A 26,304-nucleotide genomic window follows, 5' to 3' on the forward strand; every position below is an offset into this window, starting at 1 on the left:
TCAAAAACAGTGAAGCCGTGATGAATTTTTCAGCATCTGCCTGTTTTGGGGTGGTTCTTTGCGTCGCTTTGCTCTAAGCCGACATGATATTTTGCCGCACTGCGGCCCTTAACGATTCAATCTCAGGAATAGTGTCATGGACACGCCGATCGACGTGCGCGCCGTTGCGCCTGCAAACGACAACCGCTGGTCTGCGCATTTTCGCGCCACGCTGATGCTCGGCGTGCCGCTGATCGGCGCTCAACTCGCGCAATTCGGCATCGGCATGACCGATGTGATGATCGTCGGTCAGCTCGGAGCAGAGCACTTGGCCGCCATGGTGCTTTCCGCGCAGTTCCTGTTCACGATCCTGATTTTCGGTTCTGGCTTTGCGATTGCCGTCATCCCGATGGTGGCCCAGGCCTATGGCCGCGGCGATGTCGTGAGCGTGCGCCGTTCCCTGCGCATGGGTATCTGGGTCGTCATCTGCTACTGGTTGCTGATGCAGCCGGCCTTCTACAATTCCGAGGCAATACTGCGTTATTTCGGGCAGAAGCCTGAAGTGGCGAAGCTTGCCCACGGTTATATCATCATCGGTCAGTTCGGTGTGCTGCCGGGTCTGCTCTACAATGTCATGCGCGGGCTTGTCAGCGCCATCGGCAAGGCCGGCGTCATTCTTCAGGTCACCATCGCCATGCTGGTGCTGAATGCGATCGGCGCCTACATCCTCGTGCTCGGCCATTTCGGCTTCCCGGTCATGGGGCTGGAAGGGGCTGCAATCGTGTCCGTTGCGGTGCAGGCGGCCGGTTTCCTCTTCATCCTCTCCTATGTACAGGGCAGGGAGGAGACGCGGCGTTATGAAATTTTCGTGCGCTTCTGGAAGCCGGACTGGCATGCCTTTTTCGAAGTCATACGCTTGGGCTTGCCGATCAGCATCACCATTCTCGCCGAAGTGAGCCTCTTCACGGCAGCCTCGCTGCTGATGGGCCATATCGGCACGATCGAGCTTGCTGCGCATGGCATCGCTCTGCAGTGGGCATCGATGGCTTTCATGATCCCGCTCGGTCTCGGCCAGGCGGCAACGGTGCGGGTCGGTGTCGCGCACGGGCAGGGCGATCATGCCGGGCTGGTGCGGGCGGCGATCACGGTGCTGATCATCGCCAGCATCGCTGCAATCATCGGCAGCATCATCTTTGCGACCGTGCCGCAGCTTCTGGCGCGGCTGTTCCTCGATGTCAGCCTGCCGGAAGCGCCTGAGGTGCTGGCCTATGCCGGTCCGCTGATCGTCGTTGCCGGTCTCTTCCAGTTCGTCGATGGCGTGCAGGCGATCGCCAGCGGCCTGTTGCGCGGGCTGAAGGATGCGCGCGTGCCGATGATCCTGGCGCTGATTGCCTACTGGCCGATCGGCTTCTTCCTCGCCTGGGCCTTTGCCTTCCCGCTCGGTTTTGGCGGTCTCGGCATCTGGTTAGGCTTTCTTGTCGGGCTTGCGGCCGCGGCCGTCATGCTCTGCACGCGCTTTTATATTCTCGTTCGTCGGGAAGGGGCTGCGGCCGGCGCCTGAGCCGGCCGTCCTACGCATCAGGCTTCCGAAAATCGGAATCGATTTTCGGAAGCCTGATGCGTAGATTCAAAGAGTTAGAGCGTCCTTTGTCCGTCCGAATGGACGCACGGCGCTCTAGTATCAGGCGGCGACAGGCTTGTAGCTGGCGATATCTGCGCGGATGCCGAGGCGCGCAAACATTTCCTGCGGGTCGAAATTGGCCGCCTTGTGGGCTGCGGCAACGACCGCCCGCACGCGTTCGACGACATCGGCGCTTTCCCATTCGGCAACCGTGACGAAATTGAATTCGCCGGGGCCGGCAACCTGTTCCAGCACCGTATGATTGATGAAGCCGTCCTGTGCCTCCAGCACCTTATGGGTCATCATCACATTGACGAGAAATTCCTCACGCGCCGCAGCCGGCACGACGAATTTGTCTATCCTGTAGAAAGCTCCGCTCATCCGATCTTCTCCTGCATCTGATGTGTTGCAGGCAGTTCTGTAATTCCTCAAGTTAAGTTGAGGTCAATATGCCGGCAAGAAAAAAGGCCCGCCTGAGCGAGCCTTGATCCGGTATCAGCGTTCGGCGAGTGCCGCTTCGCCCTTCTTCTCGCGCACCATGTTAACAAAGCGGCGGAAGAGGTAGTGGCTGTCCTGCGGGCCGGGAGAGGCTTCCGGGTGGTGCTGGACGGAAAAGACCGACTTGCCGAGAACGCGCAGGCCGCAATTCGTGCCGTCGAACAGCGATACGTGAGTCTCTTCAACGCCTTCGGGCAGCGACTTCGTGTCGACCGCGAAGCCGTGGTTCATGGAGACGATCTCGACCTTGCCGGTCGTGTGATCCTTGACCGGGTGGTTTGCGCCGTGATGGCCCTGGTGCATCTTCTCGGTCTTGGCGCCGAGTGCCAGGCCGAGCATCTGGTGGCCGAGGCAGATGCCGAAGACCGGGATATCGGTGCCGATCAGTTCCTTGATGACTGGCACGGCATATTCACCTGTGGCGGCCGGGTCGCCCGGGCCGTTCGACAGGAAGATGCCATCCGGCTGAAGGGCGAGCACATCCTGTGCACTCGCCGTTGCCGGCATGACCGTGACCTTGCAATCGAGACCGGCGAAGAGGCGCAGGATGTTGCGCTTCACACCGTAATCCAAGCAGACGACATGGTACTTGCTGTCGGAGGCGGCGAGTTCACCGTATCCTTCGTTCCAAACCCATGGGGTCTGCGACCACTGCGAGGACTGGCCGGACGAAGCGATCTTGGCGAGGTCGAGGCCTTCGAGGCCGCTCCAGGCCTTGGCTTCCGCCTTCAGCGCGTCGACGTCGAAATTGCCTGCGGGGTCATGGGCGATAACGGCGTTCGGCGAGCCGTTTTCACGGATCCAGGCCGTCAGTGCGCGAGTGTCGATGCCGCAGAGGCCGATGATGCCGCGGGCCTTCAGCCAGGCGTCGAGATCTTTGGCGGCGCGGTAGTTCGAGGGTTCGGTGATGTCAGCCTTGAAGATCACGCCGACCGCACCGTGGCGGGCTGCCGGCGTCAGGTCTTCGATATCTTCTTCATTGGTGCCGATATTGCCGATATGCGGGAAGGTGAAGGTAACGATCTGGCCGAGATAGGAGGGGTCGGTGAGGATTTCCTCGTAGCCGGTGAGCGCCGTGTTGAAGACCGCTTCCGCTTGAACCTTGCCGCTTGCGCCGATACCTTTGCCTTCGATGACTGTGCCGTCTGCAAGAACGAGCAGGGCGGTCGGCTTTTCGGTTGTCCAGGGTGCTGTCGCGGTCATCTTCATCCCGTTTCCGGCGGGCTTGGCGTTCTGAAAACGCGAGCCGGCCATTTGATCTCGCAGGTGCAGGCGCGCGGCTTTGGCCGCGTTTGACGCCTGATCACGAATTTTGGTGCAGGTGGCGGTAGATAGCCACGCTCTCTGCCTAGGTCAATCTTTGTACTGCAGATTGCGGCACTTTTCCTGCCGATATTGCCGGGATTCTCGCAATTTATTTGATCCCACACATCAGCGTGGTTTATGAAAGCGCCATTCCAGAGCGGTGGGCCGGGAAACGGGTTCGCCGCTTCAAGTTTTTGTTCAAGCATCGGCTTATCTGAAAAGCCCCTTCACACTTTTCGGTCCGATGCTTCAGAAGGAGTAATGACATGCTGCGCGATCAACTCGCCACCCAGCTCAAAGAGGCTATGAAGGCGAAGCAGATGGAGCGTCTCGGCACCATCCGCCTCATCCAGGCCGCGATCAAGGATCGCGACATCGCCAATCGCGGCGTCGGCAAGGAAGAGGCGGGCGACGACGAAGTGCTGCAGATCCTCGCCAAGATGGTGAAGCAGCGCGATGAGTCGGCGAAGATCTACGAAGAGAACGCCCGTCCCGAGCTTGCAGCCAAGGAGCGTGCGGAAATTGTCGTTATCCAGGACTTCATGCCGAAGCAGCTTTCCGACGATCAGGTGCGTGCCAATATCGCCGCCATTATCAAGGAAGTCGGCGCAGAAGGCCCGAAGGACATGGGCAAGATCATGGCTGCCCTGAAAGAGCGCTATGCCGGCCAGATGGACTTTGCCAAGGCTTCCGGCACCGTCAAAGAGCTGCTGAAATAAGGCGTCTTGCCTGCGGTTGTTCTTCGACCGCAGGCCCAAGCACGGCTTCGGCGGCTGAATCGATGATGGCGAATTTCGCCGCCTGATAGTTCCAATATTCGAGCACGAAACCGCGGGAGAGCCAAAAATCGCCCTTTCTCGGCGGTTCGGTCCATCCCACGCTTCCCATATCGGCGGCCTGCGCGAGCAGGCGTTTCAGGTGGGTATTGGAAATCATGAACTGATCGCGAATCTCGCGCAGCGACAACGGGCCGACGATGACGCGATCGGCAGAACGCGGAAAGCCCGGCAGGCGCGAAATCAGATAGTCCATCACGAGGCCGCCGGAATTGGCCCAATTAAAGAGATTGAAGGTAGCGCCCGGATCGCGCACTGCTTCGGTTTCGATGATCTTCTTGGCGATTAGCGGCTGCAGGCGGGCGATCAATGTTGGATCAGCCATCAGATTTTCTGCGCGGCGGCCGCCATCGAGGCTATCCAGAATCATCAGATGGGCGACCAGCCATTTGGTAAAATGATGCTCCGCCGTTTCTGTCGGCTCAAGGAAGCGCGTACGTTTGTCATCGCCCGGAATGGGACGCAGAAACCGGTAGACCAGCATTTCCTGCACGAAGGCAGCTGCCGTGTTGCGGCTGGCGATCTTGTTCTGGATGACGAAATCGATGAAGCGGCCGGAATAAAGGCCGCGCCTCTCTTCACCAGGATAGCCGTAATAGAGAGCAAAACCAGTATGCGCCATCAGCCAGCGCTGCTGTGCGGCGAATATCGATGCAATACGCGGGCTGTCGCGATAAATCGCGAGCATTTCATTGGCACAATGAAGAATTGCAGCAAGAAAACTATCGTCGGCTGCAAGATTTTCTGCGGTGTAGGCCATAGCGCTGTCCAGGAGTTTCGCGCATTCATTTGCCACGCCTATTGGAAGTGTCAATGCTTTTGTATTTTAGGGGTTAATTGGTAAGGTAAAGCTCAATAAAAGCGGCGGCGTATAGCCCAAAAATTAAGAAGGCAGGAGCTGGGGGCGCTCCTGCCTTCTTGCTCTTTGCTTCCGTCAGCGACGCAGGGTCGAAACCCAAGCCGGCGGGTATTTGCAAAGGCACCCTTGCGAGGCGGCGCCGGGGGTAGGGATGGTGCCTCGCTTGGGGATCGCTTTGTTGAGTTCGAACTTATGGCCAGCCCCCGGCTTATTCAAATTACAAAAATATAATAATCCCGGATTCGGCCTGTCGGGATGTGAATATGGAGTTCGGCCGCGCACTCCGAAAAAGCCTGGGCAATCCACTCCGATCTCTTTTAACTGATTGTTTTTTCATATTCTTTCTCCGAACCGGTTTTCCGCGATATGGACGGCGCCATTCTCTCGGAACTTGGAAAATGTCAAAAATGTCGCACCCCCAGTCAGGGGCCGATAACACGTTGTTGAGTGGCATTGGCGGAGGTTTGTGACAATGTCCTGCGCCCTGTGAAAAGCGGGATTTACGGCAGAAGTTTCGTGGCGCGGCGCGGTAAAGCTGCTTATATGGATGTTCTGCAAGAGGTAGAGATGCGCTTTTCCCCCACCTTCCTGGACGATATCCGCGACCGCGTTCCCATTTCGAACGTGATTGCGCGGCGCGTGGGCTGGGACAAGCGCAAGACCAACGTGTCGCGCGGCGACTATTGGGCCTGCTGCCCTTTCCATGGCGAGAAGTCGCCGAGCTTCCATTGCGAGGATCGCAAGGGCCGTTACCATTGCTTCGGCTGCGGCGTGACCGGAGATCATTTCCGCTTCCTGACCGAGCTCGAAGGCCTGAGCTTTCCCGAGGCGGTGCAGACGATCGCCGACATGGCCGGCGTGCCGATGCCGGTCGCCGATCCGCAGATGGAAAGACGCGAGAAGGAGCGTACCTCGCTTCTCGACGTCATGGACATGGCGACCCAGTTCTTTCAGGACCAGCTGCAGACGGCGAATGGTGCGAGGGCACGCGCCTATCTGCGCGACCGCGGGTTGACGGGGCGCACCATCGAGACCTTCCGGCTCGGTTTTGCACCCGACAGCCGCAATGCGCTTAAGGAATTTTTGGCCGGCAAGGGTGTCAGCAAGGAGCAGATCGAGGCCTGCGGGCTTGTGGTGCACGAGAATGTGCCTGTTTCCTACGACCGGTTCCGCGACCGCATCATGTTCCCGATCCTGTCGTCGCGCGAGAAGGTCATTGCTTTCGGCGGACGCGCCATGTCACCGGATGCGCCGGCGAAATATCTCAATTCCAACGAGACCGAACTCTTCCACAAGGGCAACGTGCTCTACAATTTCGCCCGGGCGCGTCGCGCGATGCAGGGCGCAAATGGCGAAGGCACCATCATTGCCGTCGAAGGCTATATGGATGTCATTGCGCTGCATCAGGCCGGTATCGAGAATGCCGTGGCACCGCTCGGTACGGCGCTGACCGAAAACCAGCTCGATCTGCTCTGGAAGATGACGTCGCAGCCGGTGCTCTGCTTCGATGGCGACGGTGCCGGCATTCGCGCCGCCAACCGCGCCGCCGATCTGGCGCTGCCGCATCTGAAGCCGGGGCGAAGCGTGCGTTTTGCGCTGCTGCCTGACGGCAAGGACCCCGATGATCTCGTGCGTCAGGACGGCAGGGCGCCTTTCGACAAGGTCATGGCGCAGGCAAAGCCGCTGTCGGAAATGCTGTGGGACCGCGAGGCGAGAAACGGGACCTTCGATACGCCTGAGGCGCGCGCCGAGCTGGAAGCACGGCTGAAACAGCTCGTTGCCGTCATTGGTGACGAGAATGTGCGGCGCCATTACCAGCAGGACATGCGCGACCGGCTGAACAGCTTCTTCCAGCCGCAGTTCCAGAACCGCGGCGGCGACCGGCGCAACTTCGGTGGCGGCAGCAATTTTTCAGGAGGCAGCAATTTCGCCGGGGGCAATTTCCGTGGGCAGAAGGAGCGGGGCGGGAAGGCTGGAGGGCCTCGAACGCAGGCATTCGCATCAGATCGCCTGACCCGTTCGGGGCTCGTGCGCGGCCATCAGGAAAATGCGGCGCTCCGGGAGTGTGTGCTGGCGCTGACCGTCGTCAACCATCCCGCGCTGATGCTGGACGATTATGATGAGATCGCTGCCATAGATTATGACAATCGCGATCTGCAGAAGCTCTGGTCGGCGATGCTGGGAGCAGCTGCCGTTGTCGCCGGGCCACATCTGACGCGTGACTACCTGTTGGAATGCCTTGATGTCGCCGGCTTCGGTTCGCTCCTGAAAAACCTTGACCAGCAGGTGCGTAATGCCCGGCTCTGGACGGCTACCGAGCAGGCAGCGATGGAAGATGCCCGTGAGGGTTATCGCCAGGCGCTCGCCTTCCACAAGCGCGCCAAGGATCTGCGCTGGCAGAAGATCGAGCTGGAGCGTGATATCGCCCAGGCGACCGAGGCGGGCGACGATGCCGAGATCGACCGGCTGATGCGCGCTTCGCAGGAAGTGCATTTCGAGGCGTTGCGGCTCGAAAACCAGGAAGCCATTATCGATGGCTTCGGTGTGCTCTCCGGGCGCGTCAAGGGCGCTGCGAGCCACTGATGTCGCAGACTGAAAGCCACGAGCCGCTGTTTTCCGCATCCGACGCGCTGTTTTCAGGCGCGGCCAAGCCGCTCGATGTGCTGAAGCGTGTCTACGGCTACCCTGCCTTTCGCGGGCGGCAGCAGGAAGTCGTAGAGCATGTGGTTGCCGGTGGCGATGCCGTCGTGCTCTTCCCGACAGGTGCGGGCAAATCGCTCTGCTTCCAGATTCCGGCTCTTTGCCGCCCGGGTCTTGGTATCGTCGTCTCGCCGCTGATCGCGCTGATGCGCGATCAGGTGGAGGCGATGAAGCAACTCGGGATCCGTGCTGCGGCACTGAATTCCTCGATTTCGCGCGAGGAATATGGCGCGATCCGCCGCGGCATTTCCTCAGGCGATCTCGATCTACTCTATGTGACGCCCGAGCGCATCCTGATGGATGGGTTCCGCGAGCTGATCGGCAATACGAAGATCGCGCTCTTTGCTATCGATGAAGCGCATTGTGTCTCGCAATGGGGCCACGATTTCCGGCCGGAATATCGCGAACTCGGCAAGCTCGCGGAACAGTATCCCGGTGTGCCCCGCATCGCGCTGACGGCGACGGCCGATCCGCATACGCAGGAGGATATTATCGAGCGGCTGATGCTCGACAATGCCGAAGTCTTCACCACCAGCTTCGACCGGCCGAATATTTCCTATGAGATCGTTGAGCGCGACCAGCCGCGCCAGCAGCTCCTGCGTTTCCTTTCCGGCCACAAAGGCAATAGCGGCATCGTCTATTGCCTGTCGCGGGCCAAGGTGGAGGAAACCGCCGACTGGCTGAACACCCAGGGCATTCGGGCGCTCGCCTATCATGCCGGCATGGACCGAGCGCTGCGCGACGCCAACCAGGATGCGTTCCTGAAGGAAGAAGAGCTTTGCCTTGTCGCGACAGTTGCCTTCGGCATGGGCATCGACAAGCCGAACGTGCGTTATGTCGCCCATCTCGATCTGCCGGGCTCGGTGGAGGCCTATTATCAGGAGACGGGCCGCGCCGGACGTGACGGCCTGCCGTCCGAGGTGTGGATGGCCTATGGCATGGCCGACGTGATCCAGCGCCGGCGGATGATCGATGAAGGCAATGCGGCCGACGAGATTAAGCGCATCGAGCGCGGCAAGCTCAATGCGCTGCTGGCGATCTGCGAGACGGCTTCCTGCCGGCGCCAAGCGATCCTGGCGCACTTCGGCGAGGCGCATACCGGCAAATGCGGCGGTTGCGATACCTGCCTGAAGCCGGTCGAGACCTGGGATGGGACGGAAGCGGCGATCAAGGCGCTGGCTGCGATCTACCGCACCGGCGAGCGTTTCGGCGCCGGGCATGTGATCGATGTGCTTGTCGGCAATAGTAATGAAAAGACCGAGCGCTTTCGCCATGTCGATATGCCCGTTTTCGGCGCAGGCAAGGATATTGCCGTTCGCACCTGGCAATCGGTCTATCGCCAGCTGATGGCGATGGGGCTGATCCGCGTCGACCATGAGGCGTTCGGAGCCCTGAAGCTGGAGCCGGAGGCGCGCGCTGTCTTCAAGCGTGAGCGTGAGGTCTTCTTCCGCAAGGATCGCGCGCCTTCCGAGCGCAGAGCGAAGAAGACTGAGCGAGCGGAGCGCAGGACCGGGCTTTCAGGGGCGGATGGCACGCTCTTCGAAGCGCTGAGGGCCGAGCGCATGTCGATTGCCAAGTCACTCGGCGTGCCGCCCTATGTCGTCTTCCCGGATACGACGCTGATCGCCTTTGCCACCGAGCGGCCACGCAGCCGCAAGGAGCTTCTCGGCATTTCGGGCGTCGGTCAGTCGAAGCTCGAGCGCTACGGCGACGCCTTCCTCGATATCATTCTCTCCCACGACGAATAGTCCGGTTGCACGTACCTTCCGCTGCAATCGGCACAGATCTCTGCTAGGGTTGTTCCAGAGTTTGGGGGAACTTCAATGGCACATTTCAACAGAGCAGTCGCATCACTGCCCGGGCGCGAGCGGATTGCCAGGCATCCGCATGGCGGGCAGGTCTTCATTCATGCAACGGCGGAGGAAACCGCCGGCGCCTATGGCATATGGGAAACCTTCTCGGCGCCAGGCACCGGCCCGTCGCGGCATATGCACACGCGGGAGACGGAGGTCTTTCGGGTCATCGAGGGGAGCTATCGTTTCTGGTGCGGAAACGAGATGATCGAGGCGCCCGTCGGCTCCGTCGTCGTGCTGCCGCCGAATGTTCCGCATCATTGGCGCAATGTCAGCGATGGCATGGGCCGGATGATGGGCTTCGTCACGCCTGGTGGGTTCGAGCATTTCTTCGTGGAGCTCGAACGGGCTGGTGCCGCGACACCGGAAGCGATCTTGCCGATCCAGCATAGGTTCGGCCTCGTGGAGATCGGCGACGGTCCTGATCCCTGAGATGTCCGATCCTTGAGGTGATGATGGATGGTATCCTATAAGGGCCATCCGGAGGATTATCATGAGCCAGAATATCTATGATACGGCGGAGTTCTTCGCCGGATACAGCGCCATGCGCCGCTCGGTCGAAGGGCTTGAGGGTGCAGCCGAATGGCCGGCGGTTCGCGCGCAGTTACCTGATCTCACAGGCAAGCGGGTGGTCGATCTCGGCTGTGGTTTTGGTTGGTTTGCCCGCTATGCCCGCTCGGTCGGTGCTATAAGCGTCCTCGGCCTCGACATATCCGAGAACATGATCGGCCGGGCGAGGGCGGATACGCATGATGAGGCGATCACCTATGGGATTGCCGATCTCGAAGAGCTGGAACTGCCGGAAGCCTCATTCGATTTCGCGCATAGTTCGCTCGCTTTTCACTATGTCAAAAATTTCGAGCGGCTTGTCGCCACAGTCTACCGGGCGCTCGTTCCCGGTTCGCGTTTCGTCTTTACGATCGAGCATCCGATCTTCATGGCGCCGCGCAATGCCGGCTGGAGCACTGATGCCGATGGGCAGCGCATATGGCCGCTCGACGGCTATGCCGTCGAGGGAAGCCGCACAACGGACTGGCTGGCGAAGGGTGTCGTCAAGCAGCATCGCCGCCTCGGCACGACTATCAATATGCTGATATCGGCTGGTTTTACGATCCGCCATGTCGAAGAATGGGCGCCGAACGAGCAGGATCTGACCGCACATCCCGAATGGGTCGAAGAGCTCGACCGGCCGATGTTTCTGCTTGTCACGGTCGAGCGTTGAGCAAGACAAGCCAGCGGCGATATGCTAACCGACGCTCAGACGGGAAACATCAAGAGAAGGGCCCTCAATGACCTCGAATTTCCTCTCGCACCTGCGCGGCGAACTCGCTGCGCTGAAAGATGCAGGCCTCTATAAATCCGAGCGCGTCATCACGTCGAAGCAAGCCGGCGAAATCGCCGTTGCCTCTGGTGAACGCGTGCTGAATTTCTGCGCCAACAACTATCTTGGTCTTGCCGATAACGAGGAACTGGCGGATGCCGGTAAGAAAGCGCTCGACCGTTACGGCTACGGCATGGCCTCGGTGCGTTTTATCTGCGGCACGCAGGAAGAGCATAAGCAGCTTGAAGCCCGTATCTCGTCCTTCCTCGGCATGGAAGACACGATCCTCTATTCCTCCTGCTTCGATGCCAATGGCGGTCTGTTCGAGACGCTGCTGTCCGAAGAGGACGCGATCATTTCCGATGCTCTGAACCATGCCTCGATCATCGACGGCGTGCGCCTCTCCAAGGCCAAGCGTTTCCGCTACGCCAACAATGATATGGCGGCGCTGGAAGAAGAGCTGAAGAAGGCGGAAGGCAGCCGCTTCAAGATGATCGCGACCGACGGCGTCTTTTCCATGGACGGTATCATCGCCAATCTCCAGGGCGTCTGCGATCTTGCGGAAAAGTACGGCGCGATGGTCATGGTGGACGACAGCCACGCCGTCGGCTTCGTCGGCAAGCATGGCCGCGGCTCGCCGGAATATTGCGGCGTCGAAGGCCGTATCGATATCATCACCGGTACGCTCGGCAAGGCGCTCGGCGGCGCGTCCGGCGGCTATACCTCGGCCAAGGCCGAGATCGTCGAGTGGTTGCGGCAGCGCTCGCGCCCCTATCTCTTCTCCAATACGCTGGCGCCGGTGATTGCCGCCGCCTCGCTGAAGGTCTTCGACCTCATTGAAAATGGCGATGCGCTGCGTGAGCGGCTGACGGCCAATGCATCGCTCTTCCGCTCTGAAATGACCAAACTTGGCTTCACGCTGGCGGGCGAGGGTCATGCGATCATCCCGGTCATGCTGGGCGATGCGAAACTCGCGCAGGATATGGCGGCGCTGATGCTGAAAAAGGGCGTCTATGTGATCGGCTTTTCTTTCCCGGTCGTGCCGAAGGGGCAGGCACGTATCCGCACCCAGATGTCTGCGGCGCATTCGAAGGCGGATGTGGAGCGGGCGATTGCCGTTTTTGCCGAAGCGGGCCGTGAACTCGGCGTTATCTAAGAGCCTTGAGGAGAGAAAAGATCATGTCCAACATGATGAAAGCACTGGTCAAGGCGAAGCCCGAAGTCGGCCTCTGGATGGAGAACGTGCCGGTGCCGGAAGTCGGCCCGAACGACGTGCTGATCCGGGTGAAGAAATCGGCGATCTGCGGCACGGACGTGCATATCTGGAACTGGGACCAGTGGGCGCAGAAGACCATTCCGGTGCCGATGGTGGTCGGTCACGAATTCTCGGGCGAGATCGCCGAGATCGGCTCTGCCGTCACCAAATACCGCGTCGGCGAACGTGTTTCGGGCGAAGGCCATATCGTCTGCGGCAAGTGCCGCAACTGCCGTGCGGGCAGGGGGCATCTTTGCCGCAATACGCTCGGCGTCGGCGTTAACCGGCCGGGCTCCTTCGGCGAGTTCGTCTGCATTCCGGAAGCCAATGTCGTTGCCATCCCCGACGATGTCACGGATGAGATCGCAGCGATCTTCGATCCGTTCGGCAATGCCGTCCATACTGCACTTTCCTTCGATCTCGTCGGCGAAGACGTGCTCGTGACGGGTGCGGGGCCGATCGGCATCATGGGCGCGCTCGTTGCCAAGCGTTCCGGTGCGCGCAAAGTCGTCATCACCGATATCAATCCGAACCGGCTCGATCTTGCCCGCAAGCTCGGCATCGATCATGTCGTGGATGCTTCGAAGGAAAACCTCGCCGATGTGATGAAATCGATCGGTATGACCGAAGGCTTCGATGTCGGACTTGAGATGTCGGGTGCTGCGCCCGCATTCCGTGACATGATCGACAAGATGAACAATGGCGGTAAGATCGCCATCCTCGGTATTGCGCCTGCCGGTTTCGAGATCGACTGGAACAAGGTCATCTTCAAGATGCTGAACCTCAAGGGCATCTATGGCCGCGAGATGTTCGAGACCTGGTACAAGATGATCGCCTTCGTGCAGGGTGGCCTGGATCTGTCGCCGGTTATTACTCATCGCATCAAGATCGACGAATTCCGAGATGGTTTCGAGGCGATGCGCTCGGGCAATTCCGGCAAGGTCGTGATGGATTGGATGTGAGGGGATTGGAATGCAATACGAGGGAAGCTGCCACTGCGGCAGTATCGCCTTTACGGTCGAAGGCGCGTTTACGGAAGCAGTCGATTGCAACTGCTCGCTCTGCCGCCGGCGCGGCGGGCTTCTAGGCTTCGTGCCGCGGGAGAAGCTGCATCTGACGGTGCCGGAAGAAAACCTGTCGACCTATACGTTCAACACACATGCCATCAAACATCACTTCTGCGCCAAGTGCGGCATCGCGCCCTTTGGGGAAGCGACGGCGCCCAATGGCATGGAGATGGCATCCGTCAATCTGCGCTGCATTCCGGCGTTCGATCTGTCTGCCTTGACGGTGAATGCGTTCGACGGTCTGTCGCGGTAAGCCGGCTTTCTTGTTCGACGCAGCAGCGGCGTTGCGACGTCGAACTCACGCAAAGTCAAGTGCAGAATTTTTCTGCTCTTGTCTTTCCCCGGTGACATACTAAATAAGCGTAGCAATCGCTGGCGCGGTTCAAAGCCTGTGGATAAGGCTTTTTCCGGGTTTTCGGTGGCTTTTTTTCTGGAAAAGCTTGACGAGAACAAATTTTGTGGGAATCACCGTTCGACTTGAGCGGTGAACTGGGTCAAGGCGGATCGCACAACCATGGCCGGAAATCCAATAGCAATGAAATTTTGCTGTCCGATGCCGGCTATCGTGGTTAATCAGGCTTTAAATGTCATCCCGTTAGGTGGGTATAGGTGATTCGAGGCCGGCGCGCACGTGCCAGGCCACGACAGGGCCATTCACCGCAGCGAGTATGAATAGCGTCAGGAAGGCGACGATATAAATGGCAACGAAGGTCAAAGAGAACGAAGAAGCGGAAGTCGAACGCGACGGCGCAAGCGACGGCCCTCTTCTCGATCTTTCCGATGACGCGGTCAAGAAGATGATCAAGGCCGCCAAGAAGCGCGGCTATGTGACGATGGACGAGCTGAACGCCGTCCTGCCTTCCGAAGAAGTGACGTCCGAACAGATCGAAGACACGATGTCGATGCTGTCAGATATGGGCATCAACGTCATCGAAGACGAAGAAGCCGAGGAAGCCGGCGCTTCCGGCAGCGATGACGACGACAGCTCTGATAGTGAGGACGGTGAGGGCGGCGAACTCGCACCTTCCAGCGGTACCGCACTTGCGACTGCCAAGAAGAAAGAGCCGACCGACCGTACCGACGACCCGGTGCGCATGTATCTGCGCGAAATGGGTTCCGTCGAGCTTCTGTCGCGCGAAGGCGAAATCGCCATTGCAAAGCGCATCGAGGCCGGCCGCGAAACGATGATCGCAGGCCTCTGTGAGAGCCCGCTGACCTTCCAGGCGCTGATCATCTGGCGCGACGAACTGAACGAAGGCACGACGCTCCTGCGCGAGATTATCGATCTCGAAACGACCTATTCCGGTCCGGAAGCCAAGGCTGCCCCGCAGTTCCAGAGTCCCGAGAAGATCGAGGCCGACCGCAAGGCTGCCGAGGAAAAGGAAAAGACCCGGCGCGCCCGCTCCGGTGATGACGACATCACCGATGTCGGCGGCGAAGGCATGCCTCCGGAAGAGGAGGAAGAGGACGAGGACGAATCGAACCTCTCGCTCGCCGCGATGGAAGCCGAGCTTCGCCCGCAGGTCATGGAAACGCTCGACATCATTGCCGAGACCTACAAGAAGCTGCGCAAGCTGCAGGACCAGCAGGTCGAGCAGCGCCTTGCCGCCACCGGCACGCTGTCTTCCGCCCAGGAGCGCCGCTACAAGGAGCTCAAGGACGAGCTGATCAAGGCCGTGAAGTCGCTGTCGCTCAACCAGAACCGCATCGATGCGCTGGTCGAGCAGCTCTATGACATCAACAAGCGCCTCGTGCAGAACGAAGGCCGCCTGTTGCGTCTGGCCGAATCCTACGGCGTCAAGCGCGACTCGTTCCTGGAGCAGTATCAGGGTGCTGAGCTCGATCCGAACTGGATGAAGTCGATCGGCAATCTGGCCGCCCGCGGTTGGAAGGAATTCGCCAAGAGCGAGAACACGACGATCCGCGACATCCGCCAGGAGATCCAGAATCTCGCAACGGAAACCGGCATTTCGATCTCGGAATTCCGCCGCATCGTGCACATGGTGCAGAAGGGCGAGCGTGAAGCGCGTATCGCCAAGAAGGAAATGGTCGAAGCGAACCTTCGCCTCGTCATCTCCATCGCCAAGAAGTACACGAACCGCGGTCTGCAGTTCCTCGACCTCATTCAGGAAGGCAATATCGGCCTGATGAAGGCGGTCGACAAGTTCGAATACCGCCGCGGCTACAAGTTCTCGACCTATGCGACGTGGTGGATCCGTCAGGCGATCACCCGCTCGATCGCCGACCAGGCCCGCACGATCCGTATTCCGGTGCACATGATCGAAACGATCAACAAGATCGTCCGCACTTCGCGCCAGATGCTGCATGAAATCGGCCGCGAGCCGACGCCGGAAGAACTGGCCGAAAAGCTCGCCATGCCGCTCGAAAAGGTCCGCAAGGTCCTGAAGATCGCCAAGGAGCCGATCTCGCTCGAAACCCCTGTGGGCGACGAAGAAGATTCGCATCTCGGCGATTTCATCGAGGACAAGAACGCGCTTCTGCCGATCGACGCCGCCATCCAAGCGAACCTGCGCGAGACGACGACCCGCGTTCTGGCATCGCTGACGCCGCGCGAAGAGCGCGTTCTGCGCATGCGCTTCGGCATCGGCATGAACACCGATCACACGCTCGAAGAAGTCGGCCAGCAGTTCTCTGTCACCCGCGAACGTATCCGCCAGATCGAGGCGAAGGCGCTGCGCAAGCTCAAGCATCCGAGCCGCTCCAGAAAGCTGCGCTCGTTCCTCGACAGCTGAGCTTTCACGTCTTCCAGACGATCGATACCAGAACCCGGCCAGCCTTGTTGGCCGGGTTTTTCTCTGCCTGCGATCCTGAGCGGATTAGCCCGTCGGGGAATGTCTAGCCCGATTGATGGCTCTCGCGCCGCTTGTCCGTGTGTGGTGACAGGCCTATAATTTCGGCAGCGGGGGAAGAGAGCGGTCGCGGCGTGCGAGCTGTATCATGCGCCGCGTGACCGTGGCCTCCGTCGGGAGGTGCAGCATGACCACCTACATTCTGCTGATAAACTGGACCGATCAGGGCATCCGGAACGTGAAGGATTCTGCCAAGCGACTGGATGCGGCAAGGAACATGCTCGGCGGCATGGGCGGTTCCTTCGACAAGTTTTATCTCACCATGGGCGAATATGACATGGTGGCCGTCTGCGAGGCGCCTGATGATCGCGTGATGGCGCGCTTCACGCTGTCTCTCGCCACAGGCGGAAATGTCCGCACGAAAACCATGAAGGCATTTTCGGAAGTGAACTACCGCGACATCATCGCGTCGCTCTCGTAGGTCAGGATGGCCAATAGCTGGTGATGAGCCGGATGCGGCGTTGCGGTTGTCCCGCGGCGCTGGCAGTGTCGCTGCGCCTTGAACCCAGAGCATGGACTTGCCTTGCCGATGGAACATGCCGGCCAGTTGCAGAGAGGAAGAATCGATCCGGCCTGGCCGGTGTCGCTCGTACTGCATCTGGTCATCGGCCTGCTTCTGCTTGCTTTCCTGCCTGATGTGCAGCCCATCAGGCCTGCGCCGGAAGACAGCGTCGACGTTGAAGTCGTGACACCGCCCGCGATCACCACTCCATCTCCGCCGCCTGCTGTCCAGCCGCTGCCGGACAAGAGCGAAGACAAAGCAAATTCTGCCGCGGGAGAGGATGCCCCGCCGGCAGCCGAGACGGCATCGAGGGAGATGCCTCCTCCATTGCCGACATCGCCGAAGCCGGTGACGTCGGGTCCGCCGGAGCTGACGCAGGCAAAAGAGCTCTTTTCGGGAAAGACGCTGGCCAGCCCACGCAGTCGGGAGGCGCGCCAGTTGCTCGGCACATTGTCCGGCGGGGAGCGCAATCTGCAGCTCTGCAATCTCGAAGCGCTGGAGCAGATCAGCCGTTCGCGTCCGGGCTCTGCCCCTGACCTCGTTGCGCCCTATGCCATGAAAGCGGAGAAGGTGAGGGGTAACAGCGTCGAGGTGGATGGCGGGGCTTTTCGCAGCAAGCGCAACTGGTTCAACGTCCGGTTCCATTGCGAGGTCGACCCAGCGGGGCAGGCGGTTGTCGCCTTTGCCTTTGCTATAGGTGACGCCATTCCGAGGAGCGAGTGGCAGGAACACAATCTGGTCGCCGATGATGGCGAGGCCGATCAGTGAGCCAGGAGCGATAGGCGCTGTGCGCAAACTTCACGAGGTTTTTTCGATTTGTGGCTTGATGCTGCCAGTTTTAAAGGCCACATCGCTGCTGTGACAGAAGACGAAGTCGAACCGGCAGATACGGACCACGAAAAGGAGCACCAGGAGCCTCGCGTTCGCTGGGGTGTGGTCGCGTCCGTGCTCGTGCATATTCCCTTGGTCGCGCTCCTCATTTTCGGCTTGCCTGATATCCAGCCGAAGCCCGCAGAAGATGAGAGCGTTAAGGTCGAGCTCGTCCCGCCGCCGGAAGAGAAGAAGCCCGAGGAAAAGCCGAAAGAGGAAGAGAAGCCGAAGGAACAGGCGAAGGCCAAGCAGCCACCGCCTCCACCGCCACCGCCGCAATCACCTCCGCCTGCCGCAGAGACGGCAGAAAAAACGAAGCCGCCGCCTATGCCGCCTATGCGTGTTGTCACGGAATTTGGCGATAAGAATAGTGGTCCCAAAAAAACGTTGGCAGGCAATTCGTCTGAAGGCGAAGCAAAGGCGGCAACGACGCCCCCAAAGCGTGATGTTGAGCCGCAGCAAATGCCCACAGAGGCCGCCGCGGAGAAACCAAAAACTGAGACGCCTCCATCAAGGCCCGTTCCAGATGATGTGAAGCTTCCGGAAGTTGCGGCGGCTGATGCTTCTCCGGAGCCAAATGGGCCGTCAGCAGACGTGTCGGGTGAAGCCAAGACCAGTATCGAGCAGACCAAGCCGCCGCCGCAGAAAACGCCTGAAAAGCCAAAAGAGATGGTGAAGAACAATGATCTCGCGAACGCCAAGACGCTGTTCTCGTCCACTGAGGACGGAAGCTCCCTTGCGCAGTCTGCAGTCGACGGTCTCCCACGTAGCAAAAGGGTGGCCGTTCTTTGCGCCAGCGAGCTTCGAGCCCAACTCGCTTACGGTTCCCCGAGTTACCAGCCCTACGCACTACCCCAGTACGGGTTGCGAGCAGGAACCCTGCTGAATATCGACGATGCAGCCTTTGGTACGGCCAAGGGCTGGTACCATGTTCGTTTCCGTTGTGAGGTGGATGCGGATGCCACGAAAGTGGTTTCGTTTGCCCACGAAGTGGGCGGCTTGATCCCCCGTAGCCAGTATGGAAAATACGATATTCGCGAATAGTCGGCGGCACCTTTGGTCGCGCCCATCCCGAAACAAGCCACGCGCAAGGAACCATCTCTATCGTTTTCCCATGGCCGTGATGATTATGGTGGATAAGGGGACAATGATATGTCGAACGAGATCGAGCACTTCTTCGAGCGTCAGGAAGAAGCTGTCAGCCTGATGTTTCTGGAAAACAAGGCCGACGAGCTGACCGATATTCTGGTCGCGGCTCTGGAAGAAGCTTTCGAAATTCTTCTGGAAAGCGCGCCGGCCGAAACCTTCCACTAAGGCGCCCACGCGGAGCTCTCGGGCAGAGCTCTTTCCCATCATAGGATTGTCATGGTCGTTCCGCTTCAGGAAGATGGCAGGCTTCCAGTTTCACTCCGGAGCCATCTCGGCGGCTATGAATGGCGGCGGGACGCGCTCGGCCGTTCCTCGGCTTGCGTTTTCCGATTGGAAGGCGAGAGGCGTCCAGGGCTTTACCTGAAGGTCGAAGAGGCGGGGCCGTTTTGCGAGCTTGCCGATGAGGCCGAGAGGCTCGTCTGGCTTCGCAGCCAGGGCCTCGATTGCCCCGAGCTCATCGGCTATGAGAGCGATGGCGAACGTAGTTTTCTCCTGATGACGGCACTGCCGGGCGCCGATCTCGTCACTGCCGCGGCGCTGCTGCCCGAAGAGCGGATCGAGATCCTCGCCTCTGCGCTTAGCACTCTCCATAACGTCGATATCGGCGCCTGTCCGTTCGATCATCGGCTGGAGAAGCGCCTCGCGGTCGCTGAAGCGCGCATGCGAGCCGGCGTCGTCGACGAGACGGATTTCGACGAGATACGGCTCGGCAAAAGCGCCTTCTTCCTCTTCGGCGAATTGCAGCGGCTGCGGCCCGAAAGCGAAAATCTCGTCGTTGCGCATGGCGATGCCTGCCTGCCGAACTTCATGGTCGCAGACGGGCGGTTTGCCGGTTATATCGATTGCTGCCGCCTTGGCGTCGCCGACCGCTATCAGGATGTCGCGCTTGCCTGCCACAGCATCGCCTATAATTTCGGCGAGGAATTCGTGCGGTTGTTCCTCAATGCTTACGGCTTGTCGATCATCGATCCCGTGAAGATGGACTACTATCAGCTCCTGGATGAGTTCTTTTAGAACTCTTTGTTTTGAGGCAAAATCGCTGCGCACTTTTGCTGGACTTGCTTCCGCGCTTGCCCGGCTTGCGGCCGGCTGTCAAAGTCGGCCGGGAAGGAGATTGCCATGGCCGCCAGCCAGTTCAGGATGCTGCGCTCGTCCGTGCCCGGCGTTGAAGCGGTTGTGGCGACATCTGGTCATCGTTTCGCGCGCCATACGCATGAGCAGTTCGGCATTGGCCTTATTTTTTCCGGTGCGCAGAAATCGCTGAGCGGACGCGGCATGGTCGAGGCGGAGGCCGGCGATCTCATCACCGTCAATCCAAATGAGGTTCATGACGGGACGCCGATCGGCGAGGCGCGCTCCTGGAGCATTCTCTATTTCGATCCTGCCGTGATGGAGGGTCTTGCGCGCGAGGTTGCACAGGGCGGGATCGGCCGCTCGGAGATTCCGCACCCCGTCATTCACGACAGGTTACTTGCCGAACGATTTCGCGCGCTGTTTTCTGCCGTGACCGGCAACGAGGAACGAATGCGCTGCGAGGAGCTGCTACTGTCGGTCATTGCCGATGCCCTGCGGGAAACGGCGATACGGGAGGAGCCGGCAACGGCACCGCATTCCATTGTTCAGGCCCGCAGCATGATCGATGACGATCCGGCGGCGGAGATTTCGCTTTCCGATCTGGCAGGGGAGAGCGGCCTCAGCCGGTTTCAGGTGCTGCGCGCTTTTGCACGGGTGACGGGCTTTACGCCGCATGCCTATCTCGTTCAGGCTCGCGTGCATCTTGCCCGGCGGCTGATCGCCGGTGGCGCGGCGCTCGCGGAGGCTGCCGCCGAAAGCGGCTTTGCCGACCAGAGCCATATGACGCGCGCCTTCGTTTCCCGCTATGGCCTGACGCCCGGCGCTTATGCGCGCGGCCATTCCTGATCTCCTGCAATTTCGTTCAAGACCCCGCGCTGCCCAACCTGTTTGTTTGCTCCATCTCGAAGGGAGCGGCAGATGAGCAGGGAATTTCAGGGGTATATCTATCTCACGCTGGCCATGGTGACGGTTGGCAGCACTGTCATCGCCAGTAAGGTCATTGCCTCGGGCCTGCCGCCTTTTACGGCGACGGCGCTACGCTTTGCCGTAGCCTTTCCCTTCTTCCTTTTCCTCATGCGCTGGACGGGATCGCGGCTGCCGCGGCTCTCCGGGCGGGACTGGCTGATCCTCGTCACACAGGCGGGGGCCGGGAGCGTTGGCTACACGACCTTGCTGATCTCAGGCCTGTCGCTGACATCGGCGGCCAATGCCGGCGTCATCATCGGCACGCTGCCGGTCGTCTCTGCGGCGATCTCCATCCTCCTGCTTGGCGAGAAGCCGCATGGTTTCCTGCTGCTGGCGATCGGGCTTGCGGCTGCGGGTGTCTTTTCCATCGCCTTTTCGCCGGCGGCCGGGCGAGGGTCTCTTGTCGGTGATATCATGATCTTCGGGGCCGTCATCTGCGAAGGGCTGTTCATTCTTCTGAACAAGCGGCTTGGTACGGCCATTCCGCCGCTGACGCAGTCGGCGTTGATGACGGCGATTGGTTTCGTGGTCGCAGCCGTACCGGCTCTGTTCGAGCACCATGATATCGGCAACGGCGTGCAGTCCGCCGTCGCTGCGGTGATCTATTACGCGCTGGTGCCGACGGTCGGCGGCTTCGTGCTCTGGTATGCGGGGGCGGAGCGCGTAAGCGGTGCGGAAGCGTCTCTGTTTACCGCCGTGGCGCCGGTATCCGCCGTCATCTTCGCCTTCCTTTTCCTGGGGGAAGCGATCGGCCTCAACCAGATATTCGGGATCGCCTGTGTGCTCGCAGCCGTCATTGGGCTTGGTTTTGCCAGCCTACGCCGAAACGAGAAAGCTTAGGCGCGGCGGAAGACGTTGCGGTATTCCCGCGGCGTCATTCCGGTCTGTGCCCTGAACTGCCGGTTGAAATTGGCAAGCGAACTATAGCCGACGGCATCGGCGATATGGCCGACGGGCTGGACCGTGGCCGAAAGGCGCGCGCAGGCATCACCGATGCGCATACGGATCAGATAGTCGGAGACGGTCGTACCAGTGTGACGGCGGAAGAGCCGGTGCAGGCCGGAGACGCTAAGTGCGGCTATATCGGCGAGTTCTTCCAGCGCGATCGTGCGGGCATAATTCAGATGCAGGTGGGTGAGTACCCGGTCGATGCGCTCACGGCTCTCCTGCAATTCCCGGCTTTGGCCGGGTGTGCTGGCCAGCGCAGATGCCTGCCGGTCGCCGGCGATGGAGCCGAGAATGTCGAAGAGCGAGAGCAGCCGTTCGGCAGGCGGCTTTGCGAAGATCGCCTCGATATCGTTGCGGACGGCTTCGGCTGCCTCCTTCGAGAAGTGCAGGCCGCGATCTGCACGGGCAAGCATGGACTCGACCGGACGAAGCTCCACAGCCCCTGATGTCATCTTCTGTATCCAGTCCGGATGGAACCAGAGCACGAGGGCGATATGCGGGTTTGCCTCGTCATATTTCGCGCGCGATACCCAGGTGTGCGGCAGGTTGGGGCCGACCAACACGAGGTCGCCATCGCCATATTCCCCAGTATGGTCGCCGATGAAACGCTGGCCGATGGAATTCAGTGTAAGCGTCAGCTCGAACTCGGGATGATGGTGCCACTGGAACGGGATCGCGTCATCCAGCCGCCGGTTCAACATGCTCCAGGAGCTGTCGGGATGCCGCGGCAATATTTCTAGATAAGGCCTCATCGGGCGCCTTTTGGGCCATTGACGCCACAATAGTATCATAATCTGCCAAGCTGGCACAACATGGCCGGAGCCCGTGCACTACACTCTCCTTATTGCCTGAAACCACAGGGATGGATCAAACGATGGGAGGATCTCATGCAACTGGCAGCGAAACGCGACGCTCATCCGACGGCCTCGTCGGTCACCACCCAGCTCAAGGACATCAAGAAGAGATTGCCGCTGCGCGTGCTCTCGGAGGCGGACTGGCAGCATTGGACGACGAAGGGCTATGTGATCGTTCGCCAGGCCGTTCCTGCAGCCAATGTCGAGCGGCTTGCGGAAGTGCTCTGGCGTTTTGACGAGAAGGATCCGAACAATTCTTCCACCTGGTATGCGCCGCAGCGCCGTGAGCACAAGATGAAAGAGCTCAACAATACCGGTATGCTGGAGATCTACAATCACCAGGCCCTCTGGGATAACCGCATGGAAAAGCGCGTCTACGATGTCTTCGTCGACATCTGGGACCGCGAAGACCTGTGGGTGACGATCGACCGCGCCAATCTGAACCCGCCGAAGAAGGTCAAGGGCAATCCGAACGGCTTCATTCATTGGGATGTCGATACGTCCATCCGGCCGCTGCCGATCGGCGTGCAGGGCGTGCTGAGTCTCAAGAAGCAGGACGGCGATGTCGGCGGCTTCCAGTGCGTTCCCTATCTCTTCGAGCATTTCGACGAATGGGTGAAGACGCAACCCGAGGATCGCGATCCGATGCATCCAGATATGACCGGTCTTTCCGTTGTCAATATCGACATGGAGCCGGGCGATCTGATGATCTTCAATTCGCTGCTTGCCCATGGTGTTCGCCCAAACCATGCGGAGAACCGTGTGCGCATGGCGCAATATATCTCCATGCATCCGGCCGAATACGACAATGCCGAAGAGCGCGAAGAGCGCATCCGCCTATGGAGGGAGCTCGACCATCCGAAGCGTGATGCCTTCCCCGGCGATCCGCGCGAATGGGAAAAGCATAACGCCAAGACCGCCGAGCTGACGCCACTCGGCCGTAAGCTGCTCGGCCTCGATCGCTGGTAAGCGGATAGCAGATCACAAGCCGCGGAGGTGGACGCCTTCGCGGCTCTTTCCTCATCATCATCGGCGATATGATTGCGCGGTCCGGTACGAAGCCGCCGATGCTGTCCCTCATCCACACATCTGCGGGCTTATGAAATCCGCCAAGAACGAGAAGGGAGCTGCTGACCCCTTGGGATGGTCGCTTGCGTACCCTATCTCTTTCCAAGAGATATCAATCCGGAGATGACATCCATGTCAGGCAAGCCGATCAAGATTCCCGGGCCGGACCATCCGATCACCGTCGAACACAATCCCTCCCGTATCGTCGTCAAGCTGGGTGGCCGCGTGATTGCTGATACGCATGATGCGCTGACGCTTCGCGAGGCTTCCTATCCGCCGGTGCAGTATATTCCACGCAAGGATGTGGACATGTCGCTGCTCGAGCGCACCGACCACGAGAGCCATTGCCCCTATAAGGGGGACGCCTCCTACTACAGCATTCCTGTTGGCGGTGAGCGTTCGAAGAATGCGATCTGGACGTATGAGACGCCCAATCCCGCCGTCGCCAACATCGAGGGCTATATGGCCTTTTACCCTGACAGGGTCGATTCCATCGAAGAGCTGTCGTCGCCCGAAGCAGGGCAGTTCTAAGGGATAACTTGACTTCCACCTATGATCTACGCACCGGGTTCAAGATGACGCCGGATGCATAAGCGTATTGGGTTAATATGAATCCCTCTCAGGTTGCAGTATCTTTGCCGCGCGCGAGGATACTGCAGACCGGGGGCTTCATGAAACTGGATCAGGTGGAGCTTCGCTCCGAAGTATTGGATATCCGGATTGTAGAGAGCATCGGCGATGGTTCTTTCAATCTTGAATTCGATATTTCTCGTAGTGACGGATATGTTATGATCCTTCTGGAAATACTGGCGGGAAGGGGTGATTTTCTTGTTCAGGGTTTCAATGAGGAAAATAGTGCCGCCACCTCACTCAGGAGCCGACAAAGGGTCTACATATTGAGACCTGTCGACGCTGCCCGAAGGATCGCGGTCGGCATGTTCGCAGCCGTCAACAGCAAGGTCCGGGCGACGATCGCCTGTTTCAAGCGGAAGATCGTCAATACATCTGAGGAATTGTCCTGTCCTCTGTGCCGTGCGCTTTCCAAAGTGCTCGTTGCTTCCGCACTTGCCTGGATGGGCATTCCGTCTCCGGACATTCTGGATAGGGTTGAGATTTCCACCGCTCCCTCTGTCGAGCAGATGAGGAAGCTTCTCAGTGGCACAGCGACCATAGGCAGTTCGCAGAACGAGCTACTCGCGCTTGTCGATCCGGGTTTGCGTGCGGCAATCCTTGATGTCATGGAAGAGACCATGTGGCTTCTCGATATGCGCGATCAGCTCCATACTGCCGCGTGCCAGATGGTCGGCTGCTGTCCGCGCCCAACTTGATGCGGCAATTGCGCGCCGGAGCTTATTCCGGTTGACATAAATCATTTTCAAGCAGAACACCGTTCCGTTCTTATAAGATTCCTATATGTGCCTGTGGCTTGGCCGCAGGCCGGTGACTGAACAATGGACATACCAGTGAAAGAGCGGGATAGCGTTCTGCGCCATCCCGGCTATCTGAACTTCGCCGCCTCCCGCGTCTTCTCCTCGCTTTCCTTCCAGGCCGTCGGTATCGCCATGGGGTGGATGATCTATGATCAGACACACAGCGCCTTCGCGCTCGCCCTCGTCGGTTTCTGCCAGTTCCTGCCGATGGCCGTGCTGACCTTTGTCGTCGGTCATGTCGCCGACCGGTTCGACCGCCGGCGGATCGGGCTTGTTTGCCAGTTGATCGAGGCTGTTACCTCGCTGGTGCTGGCGGTGGCAACCTGGCAGCAATGGCTGTCGCCGGCCGGAATTCTGGCCGCGGTCACCATCATGGGCGCCGTCGTCGCCTTCGAGCGGCCGACCATGGCCGCCCTCCTGCCTAGTATCGTGCCGGCCTCGATGTTGCAGAGAGCGGTTGCCACTTCGACCTCGCTGATGCAGACGGCGCTGATCATCGGCCCATCGCTCGGCGGTCTTCTCTATGGCGTCAGCCCCATTGCGCCTTTCGCGGTCGCAGCCGTGCTCTTTGCCGTCGCGAGCTTCAACGTGATTTCGATTCGCATGGAGTGGACGCCTTCAAAACGCGAGCCGGTGACACTTACCTCCGTCTTCGCCGGCGTTTCCTTCATCCGCAGCCGGCCGGTGATGCTCGGCACGATTTCGCTCGATCTCTTCGCGGTATTGCTTGGCGGCGCGACAGCGCTGCTGCCGATGTTTGCCCGCGATATCCTGCATGCCGGCCCGTGGGGCCTTGGCCTGCTGCGCGCGGCACCCGCCATCGGTGCACTTGCCATGTCCATCGTGCTGGCCCGCCGGCCGCTCACATCGGATGTCGGCCGCAAGATGATGGTGGCGGTCGCTGTCTTCGGTGTCGCCACCATCGTCTTCTCGCTCTCAACCAACATCGCGCTTTCCGTCATCGCCCTGCTCGTTATCGGTGCATCAGATACGGTCAGCGTTGTTGTTCGCAGTTCTCTCGTCCAGCTTCTGACACCGGATGAGATGCGCGGCCGCGTCAATGCTGTGAACTCGCTCTTCATAGGCACCTCGAACCAGCTTGGCGAATTCGAATCCGGCATGCTTGCCGGCGTGGTCGGCCCCGTCGTGGCCGGCATTGTCGGCGGGGTCGGTACGATCGTCGTCGTGCTTTTGTGGACGCGACTTTTCCCTGACCTTCTGAAGGTGAAGACCCTTCAGGGCTAACCCTTATCTCCTTGCCGCATCGGTCGCCGGCGTT

General features: G+C 59.8%; 25 protein-coding genes. 21 read left to right on the forward strand and 4 right to left on the reverse strand.

Annotation, left to right across the window (positions count from 1 at the left end; all coding sequences use genetic code 11):
- Positions 1–136: 136 nt before the first annotated feature.
- Positions 137–1,540 carry an MATE family efflux transporter gene (locus ACR9ZQ_RS08890; protein WP_481427571.1) on the forward strand — a complete coding sequence of 468 codons (1,404 nt, stop codon included), beginning with the start codon at positions 137–139 and terminating at the stop codon, positions 1,538–1,540.
- A 120-nt stretch (positions 1,541–1,660) separates the two neighbouring features.
- Here the strand turns inward: ACR9ZQ_RS08890 and ACR9ZQ_RS08895 are convergent, their stop codons facing one another.
- A complete protein-coding gene (locus tag ACR9ZQ_RS08895) occupies positions 1,661–1,981 on the reverse strand; it encodes a hypothetical protein (RefSeq protein ID WP_007824261.1) in 321 nt (106 codons plus the stop codon).
- A 114-nt stretch (positions 1,982–2,095) separates the two neighbouring features.
- Positions 2,096–3,301: a glutamine-hydrolyzing carbamoyl-phosphate synthase small subunit gene (carA, locus tag ACR9ZQ_RS08900; RefSeq protein ID WP_481427572.1), complete on the reverse strand. Its 1,206-nt coding sequence runs from the start codon at positions 3,299–3,301 to the stop codon at positions 2,096–2,098.
- Positions 3,302–3,669: 368 nt separating this feature from the next.
- Here carA and ACR9ZQ_RS08905 point away from each other — a divergent pair, with 368 nt between their 5' ends.
- A complete protein-coding gene (locus ACR9ZQ_RS08905) occupies positions 3,670–4,122 on the forward strand; it encodes a GatB/YqeY domain-containing protein (RefSeq protein ID WP_310387078.1) in 453 nt (150 codons plus the stop codon).
- Here the strand turns inward: ACR9ZQ_RS08905 and ACR9ZQ_RS08910 are convergent.
- Positions 4,103–4,999 (reverse strand): hypothetical protein, encoded by an 897-nt coding sequence (locus ACR9ZQ_RS08910; RefSeq protein ID WP_439016006.1) that lies wholly within the window; start codon positions 4,997–4,999, stop codon positions 4,103–4,105. The two genes, ACR9ZQ_RS08905 and ACR9ZQ_RS08910, sit on opposite strands and share 20 nt — an antisense overlap.
- Before the next feature lie 666 nt (positions 5,000–5,665).
- Between ACR9ZQ_RS08910 and dnaG the strand changes: the two genes are divergently transcribed.
- From dnaG to ACR9ZQ_RS08985, 15 genes are all read left to right on the forward strand, one after another.
- Positions 5,666–7,681, forward strand: coding sequence for a DNA primase (dnaG, locus tag ACR9ZQ_RS08915; protein ID WP_481427573.1), 2,016 nt, complete (start codon positions 5,666–5,668; stop codon positions 7,679–7,681).
- Positions 7,681–9,546: a DNA helicase RecQ gene (recQ, locus tag ACR9ZQ_RS08920; protein WP_310387084.1), complete on the forward strand. Its 1,866-nt coding sequence runs from the start codon at positions 7,681–7,683 to the stop codon at positions 9,544–9,546. Before dnaG ends, recQ begins: the two co-directional genes overlap by 1 nt.
- Positions 9,547–9,621: 75 nt before the next feature.
- Positions 9,622–10,083, forward strand: a complete 462-nt coding sequence (locus ACR9ZQ_RS08925; RefSeq protein ID WP_310387086.1) for a cupin domain-containing protein — start codon at positions 9,622–9,624, stop codon at positions 10,081–10,083.
- Between the two features lie 61 nt (positions 10,084–10,144).
- Complete coding sequence (locus tag ACR9ZQ_RS08930; protein ID WP_310387088.1) at positions 10,145–10,873, forward strand: class I SAM-dependent methyltransferase; 729 nt, start codon at positions 10,145–10,147, stop codon at positions 10,871–10,873.
- A gap of 67 nt (positions 10,874–10,940) precedes the next feature.
- On the forward strand, positions 10,941–12,128 hold the full coding sequence (locus tag ACR9ZQ_RS08935; protein WP_113324499.1) for a glycine C-acetyltransferase: 1,188 nt from the start codon (positions 10,941–10,943) through the stop codon (positions 12,126–12,128).
- A 23-nt stretch (positions 12,129–12,151) separates the two neighbouring features.
- Positions 12,152–13,189 (forward strand): L-threonine 3-dehydrogenase, encoded by a 1,038-nt coding sequence (gene tdh / locus ACR9ZQ_RS08940; RefSeq protein WP_113324500.1) that lies wholly within the window; start codon positions 12,152–12,154, stop codon positions 13,187–13,189.
- Positions 13,190–13,199: 10 nt separating this feature from the next.
- The gene (locus ACR9ZQ_RS08945; protein ID WP_481427574.1) at positions 13,200–13,547 is read left to right on the forward strand and encodes a GFA family protein; all 348 of its coding nucleotides are present in this window, start codon (positions 13,200–13,202) and stop codon (positions 13,545–13,547) included.
- Between the two features lie 445 nt (positions 13,548–13,992).
- Positions 13,993–16,047: an RNA polymerase sigma factor RpoD gene (rpoD, locus tag ACR9ZQ_RS08950; protein ID WP_112543627.1), complete on the forward strand. Its 2,055-nt coding sequence runs from the start codon at positions 13,993–13,995 to the stop codon at positions 16,045–16,047.
- 244 nt (positions 16,048–16,291) lie between these two features.
- The gene (locus tag ACR9ZQ_RS08955) at positions 16,292–16,585 is read left to right on the forward strand and encodes a GYD domain-containing protein (protein ID WP_113324502.1); all 294 of its coding nucleotides are present in this window, start codon (positions 16,292–16,294) and stop codon (positions 16,583–16,585) included.
- A gap of 108 nt (positions 16,586–16,693) precedes the next feature.
- On the forward strand, positions 16,694–17,434 hold the full coding sequence (locus ACR9ZQ_RS08960; protein ID WP_481429289.1) for a DUF930 domain-containing protein: 741 nt from the start codon (positions 16,694–16,696) through the stop codon (positions 17,432–17,434).
- 48 nt (positions 17,435–17,482) lie between these two features.
- On the forward strand, positions 17,483–18,580 hold the full coding sequence (locus ACR9ZQ_RS08965) for a DUF930 domain-containing protein (protein ID WP_481427575.1): 1,098 nt from the start codon (positions 17,483–17,485) through the stop codon (positions 18,578–18,580).
- Between the two features lie 108 nt (positions 18,581–18,688).
- Complete coding sequence (locus tag ACR9ZQ_RS08970; RefSeq protein WP_183740999.1) at positions 18,689–18,850, forward strand: hypothetical protein; 162 nt, start codon at positions 18,689–18,691, stop codon at positions 18,848–18,850.
- 51 nt (positions 18,851–18,901) lie between these two features.
- Positions 18,902–19,699 (forward strand): APH(3') family aminoglycoside O-phosphotransferase, encoded by a 798-nt coding sequence (locus tag ACR9ZQ_RS08975; RefSeq protein ID WP_310387100.1) that lies wholly within the window; start codon positions 18,902–18,904, stop codon positions 19,697–19,699.
- A 105-nt stretch (positions 19,700–19,804) separates the two neighbouring features.
- On the forward strand, positions 19,805–20,605 hold the full coding sequence (locus tag ACR9ZQ_RS08980) for an AraC family transcriptional regulator (protein WP_310387102.1): 801 nt from the start codon (positions 19,805–19,807) through the stop codon (positions 20,603–20,605).
- A gap of 72 nt (positions 20,606–20,677) precedes the next feature.
- Positions 20,678–21,565, forward strand: a complete 888-nt coding sequence (locus ACR9ZQ_RS08985; protein ID WP_481427576.1) for a DMT family transporter — start codon at positions 20,678–20,680, stop codon at positions 21,563–21,565.
- Here ACR9ZQ_RS08985 and ACR9ZQ_RS08990 read toward each other — a convergent pair.
- Positions 21,562–22,425 carry a helix-turn-helix domain-containing protein gene (locus ACR9ZQ_RS08990; protein WP_481427577.1) on the reverse strand — a complete coding sequence of 288 codons (864 nt, stop codon included), beginning with the start codon at positions 22,423–22,425 and terminating at the stop codon, positions 21,562–21,564. The genes ACR9ZQ_RS08985 and ACR9ZQ_RS08990 overlap by 4 nt on opposite strands.
- 135 nt (positions 22,426–22,560) lie before the next feature.
- Between ACR9ZQ_RS08990 and ACR9ZQ_RS08995 the strand changes: the two genes are divergently transcribed.
- The 4 genes from ACR9ZQ_RS08995 to ACR9ZQ_RS09010 all read left to right on the forward strand — a co-directional run bounded on the left by ACR9ZQ_RS08995 (position 22,561) and on the right by ACR9ZQ_RS09010 (position 26,270).
- Entirely contained in the window at positions 22,561–23,496 is a 936-nt protein-coding gene (locus ACR9ZQ_RS08995; protein WP_481427578.1) for a phytanoyl-CoA dioxygenase family protein, read from the forward strand.
- Positions 23,497–23,727: 231 nt separating this feature from the next.
- The gene (locus ACR9ZQ_RS09000; protein ID WP_310387110.1) at positions 23,728–24,126 is read left to right on the forward strand and encodes a DUF427 domain-containing protein; all 399 of its coding nucleotides are present in this window, start codon (positions 23,728–23,730) and stop codon (positions 24,124–24,126) included.
- 140 nt (positions 24,127–24,266) lie between these two features.
- The gene (locus ACR9ZQ_RS09005) at positions 24,267–24,923 is read left to right on the forward strand and encodes a hypothetical protein (protein WP_310387112.1); all 657 of its coding nucleotides are present in this window, start codon (positions 24,267–24,269) and stop codon (positions 24,921–24,923) included.
- A gap of 123 nt (positions 24,924–25,046) precedes the next feature.
- Entirely contained in the window at positions 25,047–26,270 is a 1,224-nt protein-coding gene (locus ACR9ZQ_RS09010; protein WP_481427579.1) for an MFS transporter, read from the forward strand.
- The last annotated feature ends 34 nt before the right edge of the window (positions 26,271–26,304 follow it).

This window comes from Rhizobium sp. KNZ14-9A, from assembly GCF_056755015.1.